The 17,532-nt window shown below is 71.9% G+C and carries 14 protein-coding genes; 7 read left to right on the top strand and 7 right to left on the bottom strand.

The window, feature by feature from the left end; all coding sequences use genetic code 11:
• Window positions 1–22: 22 nt before the first annotated feature.
• Genes HD595_RS15690 through HD595_RS15675 form a run of 4 tightly spaced genes read right to left on the bottom strand, consistent with a single transcriptional unit; the run spans window position 23 to window position 3,513 of the window.
• Window positions 23–595 carry a GTP-binding protein gene (locus tag HD595_RS15690; RefSeq protein WP_253769683.1) on the bottom strand — a complete coding sequence of 191 codons (573 nt, stop codon included), beginning with the start codon at window positions 593–595 and terminating at the stop codon, window positions 23–25.
• Window positions 576–950, bottom strand: a complete 375-nt coding sequence (locus HD595_RS15685; RefSeq protein ID WP_253769681.1) for a DUF742 domain-containing protein — start codon at window positions 948–950, stop codon at window positions 576–578. Before HD595_RS15685 ends, HD595_RS15690 begins: the two co-directional genes overlap by 20 nt.
• Window positions 947–1,354, bottom strand: coding sequence for a roadblock/LC7 domain-containing protein (locus HD595_RS15680; RefSeq protein ID WP_253769680.1), 408 nt, complete (start codon window positions 1,352–1,354; stop codon window positions 947–949). Before HD595_RS15680 ends, HD595_RS15685 begins: the two co-directional genes overlap by 4 nt.
• Window positions 1,351–3,513 carry a sensor histidine kinase gene (locus HD595_RS15675; protein ID WP_253769679.1) on the bottom strand — a complete coding sequence of 721 codons (2,163 nt, stop codon included), beginning with the start codon at window positions 3,511–3,513 and terminating at the stop codon, window positions 1,351–1,353. The genes HD595_RS15680 and HD595_RS15675 overlap by 4 nt, the downstream gene beginning before the upstream one ends.
• A 153-nt stretch (window positions 3,514–3,666) precedes the next feature.
• Here HD595_RS15675 and HD595_RS45825 point away from each other — a divergent pair, with 153 nt between their 5' ends.
• Window positions 3,667–4,449, top strand: coding sequence for an SDR family NAD(P)-dependent oxidoreductase (locus tag HD595_RS45825; protein ID WP_301309517.1), 783 nt, complete (start codon window positions 3,667–3,669; stop codon window positions 4,447–4,449).
• 1 nt (window position 4,450) lies between these two features.
• On the opposite strand, the gene HD595_RS15665 is transcribed toward HD595_RS45825, so the two are convergent.
• Window positions 4,451–6,385 carry an NAD(P)-binding protein gene (locus tag HD595_RS15665; RefSeq protein ID WP_253769678.1) on the bottom strand — a complete coding sequence of 645 codons (1,935 nt, stop codon included), beginning with the start codon at window positions 6,383–6,385 and terminating at the stop codon, window positions 4,451–4,453.
• Window positions 6,386–6,747: 362 nt separating this feature from the next.
• Between HD595_RS15665 and HD595_RS15660 the strand changes: the two genes are divergently transcribed.
• Complete coding sequence (locus HD595_RS15660; RefSeq protein WP_253769677.1) at window positions 6,748–7,392, top strand: hypothetical protein; 645 nt, start codon at window positions 6,748–6,750, stop codon at window positions 7,390–7,392.
• A gap of 66 nt (window positions 7,393–7,458) precedes the next feature.
• Here the strand turns inward: HD595_RS15660 and HD595_RS15655 are convergent, their stop codons facing one another.
• Complete coding sequence (locus HD595_RS15655; RefSeq protein ID WP_253769676.1) at window positions 7,459–9,495, bottom strand: glycosyltransferase family protein; 2,037 nt, start codon at window positions 9,493–9,495, stop codon at window positions 7,459–7,461.
• A gap of 105 nt (window positions 9,496–9,600) precedes the next feature.
• Entirely contained in the window at window positions 9,601–10,731 is a 1,131-nt protein-coding gene (gene wecB / locus HD595_RS15650; RefSeq protein WP_253769675.1) for a non-hydrolyzing UDP-N-acetylglucosamine 2-epimerase, read from the bottom strand.
• A gap of 56 nt (window positions 10,732–10,787) precedes the next feature.
• On the opposite strand from wecB, the gene HD595_RS15645 reads away from it, so the two are divergent.
• From HD595_RS15645 to HD595_RS15625, 5 genes are all read left to right on the top strand, one after another.
• Window positions 10,788–12,455 (top strand): glycosyltransferase family 4 protein, encoded by a 1,668-nt coding sequence (locus HD595_RS15645; RefSeq protein WP_253769674.1) that lies wholly within the window; start codon window positions 10,788–10,790, stop codon window positions 12,453–12,455.
• Between the two features lie 136 nt (window positions 12,456–12,591).
• On the top strand, window positions 12,592–13,839 hold the full coding sequence (locus HD595_RS15640) for a nucleotide sugar dehydrogenase (RefSeq protein ID WP_268960039.1): 1,248 nt from the start codon (window positions 12,592–12,594) through the stop codon (window positions 13,837–13,839).
• Window positions 13,840–13,858: 19 nt separating this feature from the next.
• The gene (locus HD595_RS15635) at window positions 13,859–14,947 is read left to right on the top strand and encodes a glycosyltransferase (RefSeq protein WP_253781184.1); all 1,089 of its coding nucleotides are present in this window, start codon (window positions 13,859–13,861) and stop codon (window positions 14,945–14,947) included.
• 43 nt (window positions 14,948–14,990) lie between these two features.
• Window positions 14,991–16,796, top strand: coding sequence for a DUF4434 domain-containing protein (locus tag HD595_RS15630; RefSeq protein WP_253769672.1), 1,806 nt, complete (start codon window positions 14,991–14,993; stop codon window positions 16,794–16,796).
• A gap of 66 nt (window positions 16,797–16,862) precedes the next feature.
• Window positions 16,863–17,528: an NUDIX hydrolase gene (locus tag HD595_RS15625; RefSeq protein WP_253769670.1), complete on the top strand. Its 666-nt coding sequence runs from the start codon at window positions 16,863–16,865 to the stop codon at window positions 17,526–17,528.
• Window positions 17,529–17,532: the final 4 nt, after the last annotated feature.

Below are 17,532 nucleotides of genomic sequence, written 5' to 3'. Positions count from 1 at the left end.
TCGGGGGGCGGGGCGCCGGGCGTCAGCCCGTCGCGGTCAGGGTCCGCAGGGAGTGCTCCACCAGCGTGACCATGACCTCCTTGGCCGAGCTGCGCCGCCGCACGTCGCACAGCAGCACCGGCACGTCCGGGTCCAGGTCGAGCGCGATCCGCACGTCGTCCACGCTGTGCCGCGCCGCGCCGTCGAAGCAGTTGACGGCCACCACGAACGGCGTGCCGCGCTGCTCGAAGTAGTCGACGGACGGGAAGCAGTCGGTCAGTCGCCGGGTGTCGGCGATGACCACGGCCCCGAGCGCGCCGTAGGACAGCTCGTCCCACATGAACCAGAACCGCTCCTGCCCCGGCGTCCCGAACAGGTAGACGACCAGCCCGTCGCGGATGGTGATGCGGCCGAAGTCCATGGCGACGGTGGTGGTGGTCTTGGCCTCCACGCCGTCGATGTCGTCCACGCCGATCCCGCGCTCCGACAGCACCTCCTCGGTGCGCAGCGGCTTGATCTCGCTGATGGCGCCCACCAGGGTGGTCTTGCCGACGCCGAAGCCCCCCGCGATGAGGATCTTCAGCGCCACGGGGTCGTCAGAGAGCCCGGAGTCCATTGATCACTTCCTTGAGAATGCCCTCGTTCGAACGCTGCCGAGCCGCTGAGGGAGAGGTCACAGAGATGAGGCCGTGGTCACGCAGATCGCCGAGCAGCACCCGCACGACCCCGATGGGCAGGTCCAGCTCGACGGCCACGTCGGCGACCGAGATCGGGGAGCGCGCCGCCCGCAGGATGAGCTGCTGCTCGGGCCCCAGCTCGCCCGCGGCCGCGCCGGAGGGCTCCCCGACGACGGTCACGGTGGCGACGAGGTCGAAGGCGTCTCCTGACGACCTCGTCCTCCCCCGGATGAGCGCGTAGGGCCGGACGACCGGTCCCGCCGCGTCGTCCAGCCACTGGGGGGTCTCCGTCATGGCGTCGTGTTTCGCGGGTTGGTCGAGATGTGCTGGCCCACCCGCTTGACCAGCATCGCCATCTCGTAGGCGATGTGACCGACGTCGACGTTCGCCTCGGCCAGCACGGCCAGGCAGGTGCCCTGGCCGGCCGCGGTCACGAACAGGAACGCCGACTCCATCTCCACGATGGTCTGGCGGACGTCGCCGCCGCCGAAGTGGCGTCCGGTGCCGCGGGCGAGGCTCTGGAACCCGGCCGCCACGGCCGACAGGTGCTCGGCGTCCTCGCGGGTCAGCCCTTTGGAGTAGCCCACCGCCAGGCCGTCGGTCGACAGGATCACGGCCTGACGGACCGCCGCGACCCTGGTCGTCAGGTCGTCGAGCAGCCAGTTCAGCTCACCGGTGTTGGTCGTGGGCGCGCTCATGCCTCCCCCTCCTCGTTTGCTTCTTCTCGGGCGCGTTGGGTTCCCCGTTGGAACGCGGAGAACAGATCGCGTACCTCGTCGGGAGAGCGTTCCGTCTTCTGCTCCGGCTCCGGCTCGGGCGTCGGGTCCGCCCGAAGCTGGGGCGCCAGGTTTGCCTGCCGGACCCGCGTGGGCAGGCCGGCATGGGTCCCGCCGCTCACCACGGCGAGGGCCTTCTTCTTCCTCGTACGGCTGGGCAGCCCGGAGACGGTGCGCGGGCCGCCGGCGCCGCCCGTGTCCGCGCCGGCCTCGCGGCCGGTGTCACGGTCGCCGTCGCCGGCCGTCAGCGCCGTCTGCTCGCTGACCAGCGCGCGCGGCACCAGGACGATCGCCGTGGTGCCGCCGAACGGCGAGCGGCGCAGCTGCACCTGGATGCCGTGCCGCTCGGCCAGCTTGCCGACCACGAACAGGCCGAGCCGGTCGCTGTCGGCGAGGTCGAACTCCGGGGGCCGGGCCAGCCGCGCGTTGACCGCGGCGTACTCGGCCTGCGGGAGCCCGAGTCCCCGGTCCTCCACCTCGATCGCGTAGCCGTTGCTCACCAGGTCGCCGCGGACATGGACCGGCGTGTCGGGCGGCGAGTACAGGGTCGCGTTCTCGACCAGCTCGGCCACGAGGTGGGTGAGGTCGGCCGCGACGCCGCCGTCGATGGCGCTGGCCGGCATGGACTCCACCGTGACCCTGGTGTACTCCTCGACCTCGGCGACGGCGGCCCGCACGATGTCGAGCACGGACACCGGCTTGCGCCAGGCCCGGCCGGGAGCCGACCCGGACAGGACGATGAGGCTCTCGGCGTGCCGGCGCATGCGGGTGGTGAGGTGGTCGACGCGGAAGAGCTCTTCCAGGCGGTCGGGGTCGTGCGTGCGGCGCTGCATGCTGTCGAGCAGCGCGAGCTGGCGGTGCAGCAGGCCCTGCTTGCGCCGGGCGAGGTTGAGGAAGACCTGGCTCACGCCGCGGCGCAGCTCGGCCTGCCCCACGGCGGCCCGTACGGCGGTGCACTGCACGGAGGCGAACGCGCGGCCCACGTCGGTGATCTCGGCAGAGCCGCTGACCTTGAGCGGCTTGACCTCCTTCGCGGCGTCCACCTCGTCGCCGCGGCGCAGGCTCTCGACGAGGGCGGGCAGCCGTTCCTCCGACAGCTCGACCGCGGCGGCGCGCAGCCCGGCCAGCTCGGCGCCCAGGCGGCGGCCGAGGCGCACGGAGATGACGATCGAGGCGAGCACGGCGATCAGGCCGACGACGCCGGCGATGCCGATGCGGACGAGGATGGCGGTGGCCGCGCCGGTGGCGCGGTCGGAGAGGACCTCGGAGGAGGAGACGCCGAGCCGGTCGAGCTGGGCCATCACCTGGCCGACCGCGGCGTTCCAGGCGGCGGCGTCGGGCGGCGGCTCGCCGGTGGTGACGATCCGCTTCTCCATCCGGGCGAAGTCGCGGAAGGTGGCGCCGTCGAAAACCTTCTCGTACGGCCCGCGCAGCGCGACGTCGAGGCCGGCCAGGCCGCGGGCGTGCAGGAACTCGCGGGTGGCGGTGTACTCGGTGAACGCGGCGGCCTCGGGCTGGGTGAGCTGCCCGTCGACCAGGGCGCCGCTGATCAGGGCGTGCTCGCGGGCGATGACCTCGCGGGCGTTGCCCATCGCCTGCATGGCCGTGGCCTGCTGGAAGAGCGGGAGGTCGGGCACGGAGACCATGTGGTCGTAGAAGCGGAAGAGGGCGTCGAGGACGGCGTTGTAGGCGTTGATGCCCACGAGGCGGGAGCTGAGGCCGGCGTCGATGTCGGCGCGGATGGAGCCGAGGCGGGCGAGGGCGCCGTCGAGGGCGTCGAGGGGGCGGCGCAGCTCGGGGGTGACGGCGCCGCCGGCCTCGGTCTTGGCGCGGCGGAAGGCTGCTACGGCCTTGTCGGTGCTGGCTCGCTGGGCACCGAGGTCCTTGGTGAGCTCACGCGTGGTGACGGCCACGGCGGAGCGGGCGCGTTCGGCCTGGAGCTGGAGGCCCAGCTCGGTCGAGGTGACCCCGACCGTCTGGTACAGGGTGTTGGTCCGCAGGAGGGCCTGCCCGTCACCCACGGTGAGGTTCAGGGCGAACCCCCACAACGCGCTCAGAGATAGGAGGGGTAGTAGCAGCAATAAGAAGATCTTGAACCGAATTGACCGGTTACGCGAGCCCATGTCCCAACCTCGGAGTCGAGGGGCATTTCCACCTTTTGTGTAAATACACCTCCGGAAGATCGCACAGGAGACTAGCACCGTTTAAGCTCCCGGCGCAGTGGGAGGAACAGGATGATTAGCGTGATTACTGGGGCAAGCGCCGGGATCGGGGCCGCCGCGGCGGCCGAGCTTTCCCGCCGCGGGCACCGGGTGGTACTCGTGGGCCGCGACCGCCGCCGGCTCGACGAGGTGGCCGCCGGCCTGGCCGGTCCGAAGGCCGACGTGCTGACGTGCGACTTCACGTCGCTGGACGACGTGCGGGCGCTGGCCGCCCGCCTCGCCGAGCGTTACGAGCGCATCGACGTGCTCGCCAACAACGCCGGAGTCATGAGCACCAGGCGGACCGTGACCCCGGACGGCCACGAGCTCATGGTTCAGGTCAACCATCTGGCGCCGTTCGTGTTGACCCGAACCCTGGGAGACCGGGTCGAGAGGGTGGTGACCACGTCGTCCCGGGCGGCCCGGAGCGGCCGGCTCGACCCGTCCGACCTGTCGCGGGAGCGGCGCAGATGGAACGGCTGGCTCCAGTACGGCGACACCAAGCAGGCCAACGCGCTGTTCACGGTCGGGCTCGCGGCCCGCGGGGTGGCGGCCACGTGCTTCCACCCGGGGGTGATCCGCACCGGGTTCGCCGGCGGGTCGCTGCTCATGCGGCTCTTCCTGGCGGTGCCCGGGTACGCCAAGCCGCCCGAGCACGGGGCGCGCACCCTGGTCCACCTGGCCACGCACCGCGACGGGGCGGAGCACCGGGGCCGGTACTTCGACGGGCCGGAGCCCCGGGAGGTGCCCGCCGCCATGTCCGACCCGGCCCTGGCCGAGCGGCTCTGGGAGGCCACCCTGAAGGCCGTCGGGTAGGTCAGCGGGTCAGGTCGTCCACCGCCCGGTAGGCCGCCGTGACCGCGGAGTCGAAGCCGCCGCCCGGCTCGGCGTCGGCGTTCGCGATCGCGATCCGGCCGAACGGCCGCCGGGCGGCCTCCGCGGGGAGCGGCCCGTCGGGGTAGAAGCCGTCCCACGGCGTGCGGTACTCGGGCGCGTACCCGTGCCCCCAGCGGTTGACCGTGACGGCCTCGACGTCGGCGGCCGGGTCGAAGCCGTACGGCTCCAGCAGCCGGGTGAGCTGGTCGCGCAGCGTGTACTCCAGGTCCTCGTACGGGGTCTTGAGGAGCTCCTGGCGGCCCAGGGCGGCCCCGCGGGCGGGCCCGAGCTCCGAGCGGCTGGGCGCGGCCACCAGATGCGCCAGGATCGGCTCGGAGGGGTCGGTGGGGCACGGGTAGCCGGGAGCGCTCACGGGCCGTCCCAGCTCCGTCTGGCACCAGTACGCGCCCGTCCACCGCACGGCCCGCACCCCCGCCCGGTGCCAGGCCCGCCAGTCGCGCAGCCGCACGGTGGCGTGCAGCACGGGCGTCTTGACGGCGGCCCGCAGCGCGCGCCGCTGGTCGGCGGGCAGCTCCGGCACGAGGTACGGGATGACGGTGTGCCAGCAGGCGAGCACCACGGCCCCGGCGCTCACGGTCCTCAGCCGGTAGCCGTCGAAGTAGCCGACCGTCGCGGCGGAGCCGTCGCCGTCGCCGCGCACCGAGACCACGGGGCTGGACAGGCGGACGCGGACCCGGTTCCCGGGCCGGTCGAGGCGGGCGTAGTCGTAGGCGGCCGTCGTCACGCCGTCGGCGGAGGTGGAGCCGGCGAAGCCGGGGACCATCCGGCCCACCAGCATCCGCACCAGCGCCTGGTTGCCCTCGGGGAAGCGGACCGGGGCGCCCGCGTCCCACTCCTTGCGCACCGTGGGCGAGTTGAACCGCGACGGCTTGCCCCGGTCGAGTCCCAGGCCGCCGAAGCCGGGGAAGTCCCAGCGGCGGGCGGTGCCCCAGGCGTCGATGGCGCCGAAGGCGTCGGCGCCGTACCCCCAGCGGGCGCTCGGCATCGTGCGGCAGAACCGCTCCACGTCCGGGTGGACCCCGCACACGTCCAGCAGGAACGCCGAGTACGTCAGCTCGGCCAGCCGCTGCTCCTTGTCCTCGTCCGTCATCCCGGAGAGCCAGTCGGGCGGGTCAGTGTAGAGCATGACGAGGTCCCGGCGGGCCTGCTCGGCGATCGGCAGGCGGCTCACCCACTCCTCGGCCGCCCCGCCGGGCTCGAAGGCCACCAGCCGGTCGCGCCCGAACGCCTCCCGGTCGCACATCACGCCCCTGCGCAGACCGAGACCCGGGTAGAGGTCGCGGTCCAGGCGTCCGGCCAGCGTGTCCGGCTCGACGCCGAGGAGGGCGAGGAGTTCCTTGCCCTCGGGCGTCCACGCCTCGGGCGGACCGAGCGACGGCGAGCCGCCCGGCCCGATCAGCGGCCCCGGCCGCCCGCCGCCCGCGAACTCGTTGCGCCGCGCGTGCCCGCCGATCTCGTCGTGGTTGTCGAGGACGAGCACGCGGGCCTTCGGGTCGCGCCGCAGCCACTCGTGGGCGGCGGTGACGCCGCTGACGCCGGCGCCCACGACCACCAGGTCGTAACTCTCGCCCGTGGGGTGGGGCGCCCCGGCGTGCTCCCAGAAGCGGCCGTCGCGCAGCGCGTGCGGCACGCTGAGCGCGTCGGGGTCGTCGCCCCGCAGCCCGGTGAGCGCCGGCGGGTACGGGGGCTCCTCGGGCCGCCGCGCGCCGCGGCCGCCGTGGAGGAGCGGGATCCCGGTGACCGCGCCCACCGCCGCCGCCCCCGCGACCACGGCGACGCCGTCGAAGAAGTCACGGCGCGAAATCGGCCGGTCCATCCCGAGGTCGCGCGCCCGGCGCGGGTCGATGTCGCTCATGTGCTGGATCATGATGACGCCGGGCAAATGCCGCGCTACGCAACGCAGCGCTCCGAGAAACTTTTGCGCGACCTGTTACGGCGAATTGCCGCTTTGCGGGGTGTGCGCCCGTTCGGGCCCTCTGGAGTGCGGAGACTCCGATCCGCTGCTGGTCCGGCCCGTACGGTGACTCCGCTCGCCCGGGAATGGGGGTGAATGCATATGGCCGCCATGAAACCGCGCGATTCCATGAATAGCGCTGTTGCGGGGCCTGGCCGAGGCCGTTTCCTCTAGCGTTCGGAAATATGCTGGGTAAGTCGAATCGTCAATCCACTGTCAGCCGGTTTTCCGGACTCAAGGCTTTTTCCGGGATATGTGCCGGCGTGACGCTCATGGCGGGATGCGCCGCCGGCGAGAGCGCCGGGAGCACCGGGTCCAATCCGGCGCGGGTCGCCGCCGCCACCGCCGAGGCGGGCCGGCTGCGCGCCCTCCTGCTGCCGCCGCCCCAGGGCATGAAGGTCGTCCACGGGCCCGAGACGGGCTTCTTCGGCCGCCTGGAGGCGACCCGGAAGGGCCTGGCCGCGGTCCGCGCGGCGAGCGCCGAGCGGCCCGAGTGCGCCAAGGCCGCGCAGCTCGACGCCACCGAGCCGAACGTGGCCGGCGCGCCCGCCGCCGTCGTCGCCTTCGCCTCCGACAAGGGCTCGATCACCGAGGCGATCGTCTCGATGCCCACGCCCGGGTTCCCGGCGCCACTGCCCAAGGACTGCACCTCCTACACGGCGGCGGTCAACGGCACGAAGGTGACCTATCGCACGCGCGAGCTGTCCATGCCGCGGCGCGGCGACCAGTCGCGGGCCTACCTCACCACCGCCACGGGCGGCGGGCAGGACGTCCAGGTCGGCACCGTGCTGGTGCGCCGGGGCAAGGCCGTGCTGAGCCTGCTCGTGGTGGGCCGGAAGGTCAAGCGCGACGGCCTGTACGAGCTCGGCCGGCTCGCCGACGAACGTCTGGCGAAACTGCACGGCTGAGCGGCCCGCCGGTCCCGGTCACCGCACGACCGGGACCGGCCGGGTCCGGACGGTCCCGGAGCCGCCTCAGATGAGGACGTGGTCGTCGGGGCGGCCGACGAAGGAGAACTGGGCGTTGCGGGTCAGCTTGATGTGGTCGGCCTGCCAGGTGTGCATGCTCGCGTCGGCGCTGCGCCAGTAGACGAAGTTGAAGCGGTCGGCCGAGTAGATCTTGACGCCGTCCTCCTTCAGCCGGCGCACCAGGTGGGTGTCCTCGCCGCGGGTGATGTCGGCGAAGCCGTACGAGCGGAACATGTCCGCCGTGCCGAGGAACGTGCCGCCCTGCACCAGGAACGAGTAGCGGTGCTCCAGGCCCGGCAGGCGCAGCATGGTGGTGTTGCTGCCCTCGAAGTAGGAGTAGTGGGCGCCCTTGCCGACCAGCTCGGCGTTGGTGTAGTCGAAGGCGCGCACGAGGTCCGACAGGTAGTGCTCGCCGTACAGGTTGTCGTCGTCCATCTTGGCGATCAGCTCGCCCTCGGCGGCGGCGATGCCCAGGTTCATGCAGGCGCCGAGCGACAGCTCGGGCGCCGCGGGCAGCACCACGACGTCGGTGATGCCCGCCATGCGCGCCTTGTCGGCCACCACGACGGGGTCGATGTCGAGCCCGTGCAGCACCATGACGAGCTGGAGCGGCCGGTGGATCTGCCGGGCCACCGACGAGATGGCGTGCTCGATCTGGGCGGCGCGGTTGGTCGGCAGCACCACCGAGATCGAGCGCGAGCGCGACGGCGCGGGCTTGCCGAGGAACGACAGGATCTGGTCCACGCGGTGCGAGAACAGGTGCTTGTCGAACACCTCGCGCATGGCCAGGTGCCCCATACGGGCGCGCAGCTCGGGGCTGTTGATCAGGTGCAGCACCTGGTTGTACGACTCGACGGGCTCGCGGGCGATCGGGATCAGCTCGCCGAAGGTCTCCTCGATGGCCCGCGACCAGCCGGTGACGACCGGGGTCGAGCAGGCCGACAGCTCGAAGACCCGGCGCGCGCACATGGTGGGCGAGTCCAGCACCGAGTTGACGTTGAGGAACACCTTGTACATCCGGTACGCGGCCAGCATCCGGTCGTAGGGCAGCTCGCCGACGATGTGCGGGCGGTACTTCTCCGGCCAGGCGTACTTCTCGTCCACCTCGCCGTTGCGGGCGAAGATGTGCAGGCCCAGCTCGCGGACCGGGTCGAGCACGACCTCCATCTGCTCGCGCCGCTCCGGGTGCTTGTCGCGGAAGTACATGCCGGCGAAGACCACGTCGTGCAGCCGGCCCTCCCTCTGCTGGACGGGGTTGTGCACGCGCGGCTGGGCGGCGAACTGGAGCACGTCGACCCGGTCGTGGCCGAGCACCTCGCGGTACTTCGGGACCATGTCGCCGTCGCAGGTGAAGACGTAGTCGAACAGCTTGGCCGTGTCGATGAAGAAGTCGAAGTTGGGCGGGTCCTCCTTGTTCCAGAAGACCGTCGGGATGCCCTCAGCCTGGCACCAGGCCACCAGGTCGCGCAGCGGCTCCTTGGGCGCGTTGGTGCCGGTCATCTGGTAGCGCCAGCGGCCCTGGTTGCCGTGCCAGGCCGACTCGCAGAACAGCAGGTCGGGCCGCTTCTCGGCGAAGATCTCCGGCCAGTCCTTGAGCCCGAACTCGATCTGGTCCCACTCGTAGCGGAAGGCCATCCGGGAGAAGTCGTCCAGGATGACGGCGACCTTCAGGTCGGGCCGGTTGACCGGCCCGGCCGGCCACTTGACCGCGGGGACCTCGACGAGCGGCGGCCGGTGGTTGGCCGTCTCGATCGCCTCGCTGACCGGGATGGGCGGCTTGGGGGCGCGGTCCTTGGACCTGACGGCCTCCAGCATCTTGCCGGGCCGCTTGGTGCCGATCGCCTCGCCCAGCTTGAACGTCCGCTTGGCCTGGGTGGCCTCCAGCTTCCACGTGGCGTAGGCGGCCTTGGCCTCGGCGATCTCCAGACGCCGGCGCAGCTCCCTGACCTCGGCCTCGTAGCGTTCGACGACCTTGCGCTCCTCCGGGAGCCAGTTGACGGGGCCGAGCCGCTGGAAGGTGGGCTCTTCGGGAGTTTCGGCCATGGGGATGCTCGCCTATCGCTTAGCGGAGAGATGTCATGGTACGCGGAGCGGGGGTGAGCGCACCGGCGAAACGGAAGAAAGCCATATGAAGCCGTATGAAAGGGGCTATTCGGACCTAGCGCCCTGGGCGGCCGGCGAGAGGTTGTCCCCCTTGAGCCAGGCCGAGATCACCCGGGCGATGCGCGGCCCGGCGGCGCCGTCCCACAGCGGCGGCAGCTCACCCGACGGCGTCGAGGCCCCGTCGGCCAGCGCCTTCTCCGCCGCGGCCGGCAGCAGGGCCGGCGTGACCAGCCGGTTGGTGCCATGGGTGATCGTGACCGGCCGCTCGGTGTTGGGCCGCACGGTCAGGCACGGCACGCCCAGCATGGTCGTCTCCTCCTGCACGCCGCCCGAGTCGGTGACCACCAGCGCCGCACCCCGGACGAGGGACAGGAAGTCCACGTAGCCGAGCGGGTCCACGACCTGGACCGACGGGCCGTCCACGAGCCCCGCCTCCGCCAGCCGGGTGCGGCCCCTCGGGTGGATCGGCACGATCAGCGGGATCTGCCGCGAGACCTCCAGCACCGCCGAGACCAGCTCGGCCGCCGCCTCGGGGCTGTCCACGTTGGCCGGGCGGTGCAGCGTCGCCACCGCGTAGCGCTCCGGCGCGCCCAGCCGCGCCACCACGGGCGCCGGGTCCAGCGACGGCAGCGCCGCGAACAGGCTGTCGATCATGGGGTTGCCCACGAGGTGGACCTTCGAGGCCGGCACGCCCTCGGCCGCCAGGTGCGACAGCGCGTCGGGGGAGGTCGCGAACAGCAGGTCCGACAGGGAGTCGGTGACGATCCGGTTGACCTCCTCCGGCATGCCCCGGTCGAACGAGCGCAGCCCGGCCTCCACGTGCGCGGTGCGCACGCCCAGCTTGGCGCACACCAGGATCGCGGCCAGCGTGGAGTTGACGTCGCCGTAGACCACGACCAGGTCCGGCGCGTGCTCCAGCACGACCTCCTCCAGGCCCACGAGCAGGGCCGCGGTCTGCTTGGCGTGGGTGCCCGAGCCGACCCCCAGGTTGGCCACCGGCTCCGGCAGGCCGAGGTCGGCGAAGAACACGTCCGACATCAGCGCGTCGTAGTGCTGACCGGTGTGGATGATGCCCTGCCGCACCCCGAGTTCGCCGAGCGCTCGCACCACCGGGGCCGCTTTCACGAAGTTGGGCCGGGCGCCCAGCACGTGCAGGACCAGGGGGTTCTCCCTCATTGACCTCGCCTTTCAGAGCGGAAGGGAAAAAACGCTGCCTATGGTACGGTCACCGCGTGGTATCCGACGCCAGTCGACCAGACTCCTCCAAGGTTTCCGCCAAGTCCGCGCGCGCCGGTGTCGGTGGGTTGCTACGGGGCTTCGTCCAGCACCCGGTCCTCGTCTCCAGGGTCGTCTACACCAAGGTCAAGTCCGATCCCGTACGGGTCGCGCAGGCCGCCGCCGAAGCCCTCCCGCCGCGCCTTCGCCCCTTCGTCGGGCGGGTGGCCTGGCCCGCCGCCCGCCGGGCCCGCCGCGCCGTGCGCAAGTTCGGCATGCGCGTCATCCGGGCCCCGTGGAACGAGGCCAAGGAGCACTGGAACGCCGGCAACGTCACCCTGGCCGCGCAGGTGCTCGAAGCCCACACCAAATACCCGTTCGTCAAGCGCCGGGCCGCCTACTACCAGGGCGAGCTGGCCGCCATCAGCCCCGACCCCATCCCGCCCGGCGCCAAGGTGACCGTCGGCGAGCGCGTCCAGGGCCGGGTGCTCCACTGCGTCACCAACGCCCTGCCGTACACGCAGGCCGGCTACACCGTCCGCACCCACCGCATCGTCACCGCCCAGAAGGCCGCGGGCCTCGACCCGCACGTGGTGACGAGCTGGGGCTGGCCGATGTTCCAGGGGTTCGCCGACGTCACGCCGTACGAGGAGATCGACGGCGTCCCCTACCACCGGCTGCTGCCCGACGGGCGCGGCGAGATGCCGTTCGAGATGCGCGGCCGCATGGTGCGCGGCGCCGACTCCGTCACCGAGCTGGTCAAGGAGCTGCGCCCGCAGCTCCTGCACGCCGCCACCGACCACCGCAACGGCTCCGTCGCCCACGCCGTGCGCGAGCGCACCGGCACCCCGTACGTCTACGAGGTGCGCGGCTTCCTGGAGGAGACCTGGGCCTCCCGCGACCCGATCCGCGTGGGCAGCGAGCGGCACGTGCTCCAGCGCGAGCGCGAGGCGTTCCTCATGCGCGAGGCCGACGCGGTCGTCACGCTGGCCGAGACGATGGCCACGGAGATCGTCGAGCGCGGCGTGCCCAGGGAGCGGATCTTCCTGGCCCCCAACGCGGTGGACGACTCCCTGCTGACGGCCCACTACGACGGCGCGTCCTTCCGCCGCGAGATGGGCATCGGCGACGACGAGATCGTGGTCGGCTCGGTGTCCAGCATCGTGGCCTACGAGGGCTTCGCCACCCTGCTGCGGGCCGCGGCGCTGCTGCGCGACCAGGGCACGCCGGTGCGCGTCCTCATCGTCGGCGACGGCGCCGAGCGGCCCAACCTGCTGGAGCTGGTCGAGGAGCTGTCGCTCACCAGCGCCATCCTGCCGGGCCGGGTCGGGCCGGAGGAGGCGCTGCAGGCCCAGGAGGCCATCGACATCTTCGCCTGCCCGCGCGAGGACCTGCGCGTGTGCCGGCTCGTCACGCCGCTCAAGCCGGTCGAGGCCATGGCCCTCGGCAAGCCGGTCGTGCTCAGCGACCTGCCGGCGCTGTCGGAGCTGGTCGGCTCCGAGGGCGCGGGGCTGCTCGTGCCGCCCGGCGACCCCGCCGAGTTGGCCAAGGCCATCGCCGGGCTCAGGGACGACCCGGCCCGGCGGGCCGAGATGGGCGAGGCCGGTCGCGCCGAGGTGGCCGCCAAGCGCACCTGGGGCCGCGTGGCCGAGACCTACCGGGACCTTTACCGGTCCCTCACCTGAGGATGGGCTCCGGATTGCCTGTCTGTTACGACAGGTTCAGTCGCATTAGGCGTGAGCTAGGTGGACTTGAGATAACCTTTGCGACCATGAAGTGTTGTTTCCGGCTTTCCAAGGCACCGCTGTGACAGAAATAGACTTGTCTGTCATCGGCCTGGGGTACGTCGGCATGCCGCTCGCCAAGGAGGCGGTGGCCGCCGGGCTCAAGGTCGTCGGCGTCGACGTCGACCCCGCCAAGGTGGACGCGCTCAACGCCGGACGGTCCTACATCGACGACCTGTCCGACGCCGACCTCGAGCACATGCTGGCCAACGGCTTCAGCGCCACGCTCGACGAGACCGTCCTGGCCAGGAGCAACACGATCGTCATCTGTGTGCCGACTCCGCTGGACGAGGACCACCGTCCCGACCTGTCCGCGGTCGAGGGCGCCACCAAGGCCGTCGCGCGCAACCTGAGCAAGGGCACGCTCGTCGTCCTGGAGTCCACCACCTGGCCGGGCACCACCGACGAGGTGGCCCGCCCGCTGCTGGAGACCTCCGGCCTGGTCGCCGGCGAGGACTTCCACCTGGCCTTCTCGCCCGAGCGCATCGACCCGGGCAACCCGAAGTTCGGCCTGCGCAACACCCCGAAGGTCGTCGGCGGCTTCACGCCCACCTGCCGCGACCGGGCGACCTCCTTCTACGGTCGCTTCATCGAGCAGGTCGTGCCCGTCAGCGGCACCCGCGAGGCCGAGATGGCCAAGCTGCTGGAGAACACCTACCGGCACGTCAACATCGCCCTCGTCAACGAGATGGCGATCTTCTGCGACGAGCTGGGCATCGACCTGTGGGAGTCGATCGAGGCCGCGGCCACCAAGCCGTTCGGCTTCCAGAAGTTCCTGCCCGGGCCCGGCGTGGGCGGCCACTGCATCCCCGTCGACCCGTCGTACCTGTCGTACACGGTGCGCAAGCTCGGCTACCCGTTCCGGTTCGTCGAGCTGGCGCAGGAGATCAACGAGCGGATGCCGTCGTACGTGGTCGCCCGGGTGCAGCGACTGCTGAACCGGCATAAGAAGCCCGTGAACGGCGCCAAAGTGGTTATGCTCGGCGTCACCTACAAACCGGACATCGCCGACGAACGCGAGACCCCTGCGCTCCCCGTGGCCCGCGCGCTGCTGGAGCTGGGCGCCGACCTCTCGTTCGCGGACCCGTATGTCAAGGAGTGGTCGGTCGACGGCACACCCGTGCCGCGCGAAGAGGATCTGGCCGAGGCCGTGGTCGGCGCCGACGTGACGCTGCTGATGCAGCAGCACTCCGCGTTCGACCTCGACATGGTCGAGGCGAAGGCCAGGCTCGTGCTCGACACCCGCGGCGTCCTCGCCGAGGGTGAACGCGTCGAGCGGCTGTAGCGACGGAGGGTTGCGCGCTGTGCACGTGCTCGTCATGACGGTGGTGCATAACCCCGAGGACGCGCGGATCCTGCACCGGCAGATCCGCGCCCTCGTGGATGCCGGTCATGAGGTCACGTATGCGGCGTCCTTCACGGCGCACGGCATCGTGCCCCGGCCGTGGGTCAACGGCGTCGATCTGCCGCGGGCGGCGCAGCGCAAGCGCGTCGCGGCCGTCTGGGCGGCCCGCAGGCTGTTCAAGCGGATGCGCGACAAGGTCGACCTGGTGCTCATCCACGACCCCGAGCTGCTGTTCGCCGTCTGGGGCGTGCGCAACAGCCCGCCGATCGTCTGGGACGTCCACGAGGACACCCCGGCGACGCTGTCGCTCAAGCCGTGGCTGCCGTCGCCGCTGCGCCCGCCGGCGCGCTTCCTCGCCCGCATGCTGGAGGGCATGGCCGAGCGCCGCATGCACCTGCTGCTGGCCGAGACGGCCTACGCCGGCCGGTTCAAGGATGCCCACCTCATCGTGCCCAACGAGACGTGGGTGCCCGACTCGGTCACGCCGCCGGGCGACGACCGCGTCGTCTACCTCGGCTGGCTGTCCCGGGCGCGCGGCGTCATGGAGGCCATCGAGGTGGCCCGGCTGCTCCAGCCGTACCGGGTGGCGGTCGAGCTGATCGGCTACGCCGACCCGCAGAGCCGTCCGGTGCTCAACCAGGCCGTCACCGAGGGCCTGCTGGAGTGGCGCGACTTCATGCCGAACGACGAGGCGCTCAAGCGGCTCGACGGCGCCCTCGCGGGCCTGTCGCTGCTGCACGACGAGCCCAACTACCGCCACTCCATGCCCACCAAGATCGTGGAGTACATGGCGCACGGGATCCCCGTCATCACCACGCCGTCGCCGCGCGCGGTCGAGCTGGTCGAGCGGTACGAGTCGGGCGTCGTGGTGCCGTGGGAGGACCCCAAGGCCGTGGCGCAGGCCGTGCTCACCCTCCGGGACGACGTCAGGGAGCGGCGGGCTCAGGGCGCGCGCGGCTACGCGGCGGCCCGGGCCAACCACCACTGGCCCAACTCGGCCAAGCGCTTCGTCGCCCAGCTCGAAGCCTGGGCCGCGGGCCTGCGCTGACGGCTGACATCCGGCATATCCCCGCGACGATAGGTTCCTCAACGTGCGCTGGCTGTTCGTGCTCGTGGGCGCGGCGATCCTGGCGGCCGTCGCGGCCGTGGTCGTCGTCCTCCCGTCGGACCGGCCGTCCAAGCCCGTCGCCAGGAAGACCACGCCGAGTCCCACCTCGACGTTCCCGACGCCCCAGGTCAGTGAGTTCACCGACCCCTGCGGCACGTTCGACACCGACGAGTCCGCCCCGTACGCCGTCACCGGCTACTGGGTGACGCCCACCTCCAACCCGTGCACCTGGCGCAAGCAGCTCCAGGAGATCCACGCGGTGGGCGGCGACACGGTCATCAGGATCGGCTACGGCCTGCAGTACCGTTCCGTGGACGACGACGGCGAGATCCTCAAGGACGGCGAGCGCGACTCCCTCTACAAGGACTGCCAGGAGGACGGGCTCAGCTGCCACGACGCGGCCGAGCGCGACCTCAAGAAGGCCGATCCCGGCAACCGGGTGGCCCGCACCTACGTCTACCGGACCGACGAGGCGTTCGGCGACGGCCTGTTCCGCTGCGCGGAGATGGAGCACCGCGTCGTGACGGCCCGGCGCGTCTACTACCGCATCCTGGCGCCCATGGACGGCTCCGACGACGCCACCTGCGACTTCACCAAGCCCCGGCCGTACGACCTGATCGTGGTCGCGGGCGCCGTCAAGAACGCGCAGGGCGAGTTCAAGGACAGCCTGAGCGAGCTGCTCGACCTCGGCGACCAGTTCGGCATCCACATCTTCCCCGCGCTGCCGCTGGCGCCGCGCCAGCACGACAACCAGACCAGGGCCAACCCGCACCACATCCCCACGCTCACCACGCTGACCCGCCGCATCCTGCAGGACTACGGCGTCCGATTCGCCGGCCGCGACTCGCTCGGGGGCGTCTACCAGCCGTTCGAGGTGCAGATGGGCGCCACGCTCGCGAACAATCCCACCCTGCAGGTGTACGCGGGCCAGCACGACATCGTCGAGCAGGAGCTGCCCGGCAAGCCCATCCTCATCAGCCCCTACCTGGACGCGCGCAAACGGGTCCCCTTCGGCCAGACGCCCAAGCAGGTGGCGGCGGCGTTCAAGGCGCTGGCCCTCACGGGGGTCGGCATCATCGCGCCGCAGGACAGCCGCGGCACCGGCAAGGTCGGCCTGTTCTGGCCCGACCAGCGCGACGACGAGGTGGACGAGCGGCTGCGGCCGGTCGTCGGCGAGAGCACGTACGGCACCGCCTACCACGGCTCCACCCGCGACTACTACCGCGAGATGGCGCTCATGCGCGAGGAGCTGCTCAAGGGCGGGCGCCAGGTGGACCTCTGGGCCAACGTCGAGGCGTTCGAGCCCGCCGGCGACCCGCCGTGCGCCCCGCAGGGCTCGCGCGGCAAGACCGACAAGAAGCGCCTCGACCAGGCCGTCACCATGGCCGGCCGGTACGTCCAGAAGATCGTCTCCTACATGTGGAGCGACTTCATGACCTGCGGCTCGCCGTCCCTGGAGAGCGAGGTCAGGAAGGACTGGGCGCGGCCCATCGCGGTGGACGCGATCCGGCGCGGGCGCGACGTCCAGGACGGCATCGAGGTGCGCGGCTACAACCTCAAGGGCGGCACGGTCACCGTGGAGTGGGAGAGCGGCGCCCGCGACCTCGACGTGGCGGCCGTCGGCTGGCTCGACGAGGACCCGCTGGAGGAGCTGCCCGAGGGCATGCAGACGGCATGGGTACCGTTCGACTGGGCGCAGGTGCCGCCGGGCGCCTGGGTGAAGGTGGGGGTCAGGCTGGCCTCGGGCCAGGAGACCACCGAACGCCTGCACGTCCGCCTGACGTCGTGACGCCCGCGCGCCGACGGGGCCTCGGGACGCCGCCGGGAGCGGGCGGGGGCGTGTAACGTGCAGGCCATGGTCCCGAGCGTCCCGGTCAGCGTCGACCTGGTCGTGCTCACCGTGCGCTGCCAGGCGCTGTCGGCGCTGCTGTGGCGGCGCGACAACCCGCCGTTCCTGCGCCGCTGGTCGCTGCCCGGCGGGTTCGTCCAGCTCGACGAGGACCTTCCGGCGGCCGCGCAGCGCATCCTGGCCGAGCGGGCCGGCCTGCCCGGCGCGCCCGTCCACCTGGAGCAGTTGCAGACCTACGGCTACCCCGACCGCGACCCGCGCCAGCGCGTGGTCAGCGTCGCCTACCTCGGTCTCGCCCCCGACCTGCCGGCCTCGGAGAAGGCGCACATGAGCTGGCAGCCGGTCGCCGAGCTCTCGGTGATGGCCTTCGACCACCGGCGCATCATGCTCGACGGCATCGAGCGGGCCCGGGCCAAGCTGGAGTACACCCCGCTCGGCGCGGCCTTCTGCCCGCCCGAGTTCACCGTGGCCGAGCTGCGGCGGGTGTACGAGATCGTCTGGGGCCGCCCGCTGGACCCGCGCAACTTCCACCGCAAGGTCACCAAGGCCGAGGGCTTCCTCGTGGAGACGGGCGCCACGACGACGCGCGACGGTGGCCGTCCGGCCAAGCTCTACCGCCGCGGCCCCGCCGAGCTGCTCCACCCGCCCATGCTGCGCTCCCTCAAGGAGTGACGTC

This window comes from Nonomuraea roseoviolacea subsp. carminata (genome assembly GCF_024172185.1).
Classification (GTDB): Bacteria; Actinomycetota; Actinomycetes; order Streptosporangiales; family Streptosporangiaceae; genus Nonomuraea; species Nonomuraea roseoviolacea.
The sequence above is the reverse complement of the archived record's forward strand: the minus strand, read 5'-3'. Positions and strand labels throughout refer to the sequence as shown.

Coding starts and splice junctions, on each gene's coding strand:
- HD595_RS15690 (WP_253769683.1), bottom strand. CDS start 595: ATGGACTCCGGGCTCTCTGACGACCCCGTGGCGCTGAAGATCCTCATC.
- HD595_RS15685 (WP_253769681.1), bottom strand. CDS start 950: ATGACGGAGACCCCCCAGTGGCTGGACGACGCGGCGGGACCGGTCGTC.
- HD595_RS15680 (WP_253769680.1), bottom strand. CDS start 1,354: ATGAGCGCGCCCACGACCAACACCGGTGAGCTGAACTGGCTGCTCGAC.
- HD595_RS45825 (WP_301309517.1), top strand. CDS start 3,667: ATGATTAGCGTGATTACTGGGGCAAGCGCCGGGATCGGGGCCGCCGCG.
- HD595_RS15665 (WP_253769678.1), bottom strand. CDS start 6,385: ATGAGCGACATCGACCCGCGCCGGGCGCGCGACCTCGGGATGGACCGG.
- HD595_RS15655 (WP_253769676.1), bottom strand. CDS start 9,495: ATGGCCGAAACTCCCGAAGAGCCCACCTTCCAGCGGCTCGGCCCCGTC.
- wecB (WP_253769675.1), bottom strand. CDS start 10,731: ATGAGGGAGAACCCCCTGGTCCTGCACGTGCTGGGCGCCCGGCCCAAC.
- HD595_RS15625 (WP_253769670.1), top strand. CDS start 16,863: ATGGTCCCGAGCGTCCCGGTCAGCGTCGACCTGGTCGTGCTCACCGTG.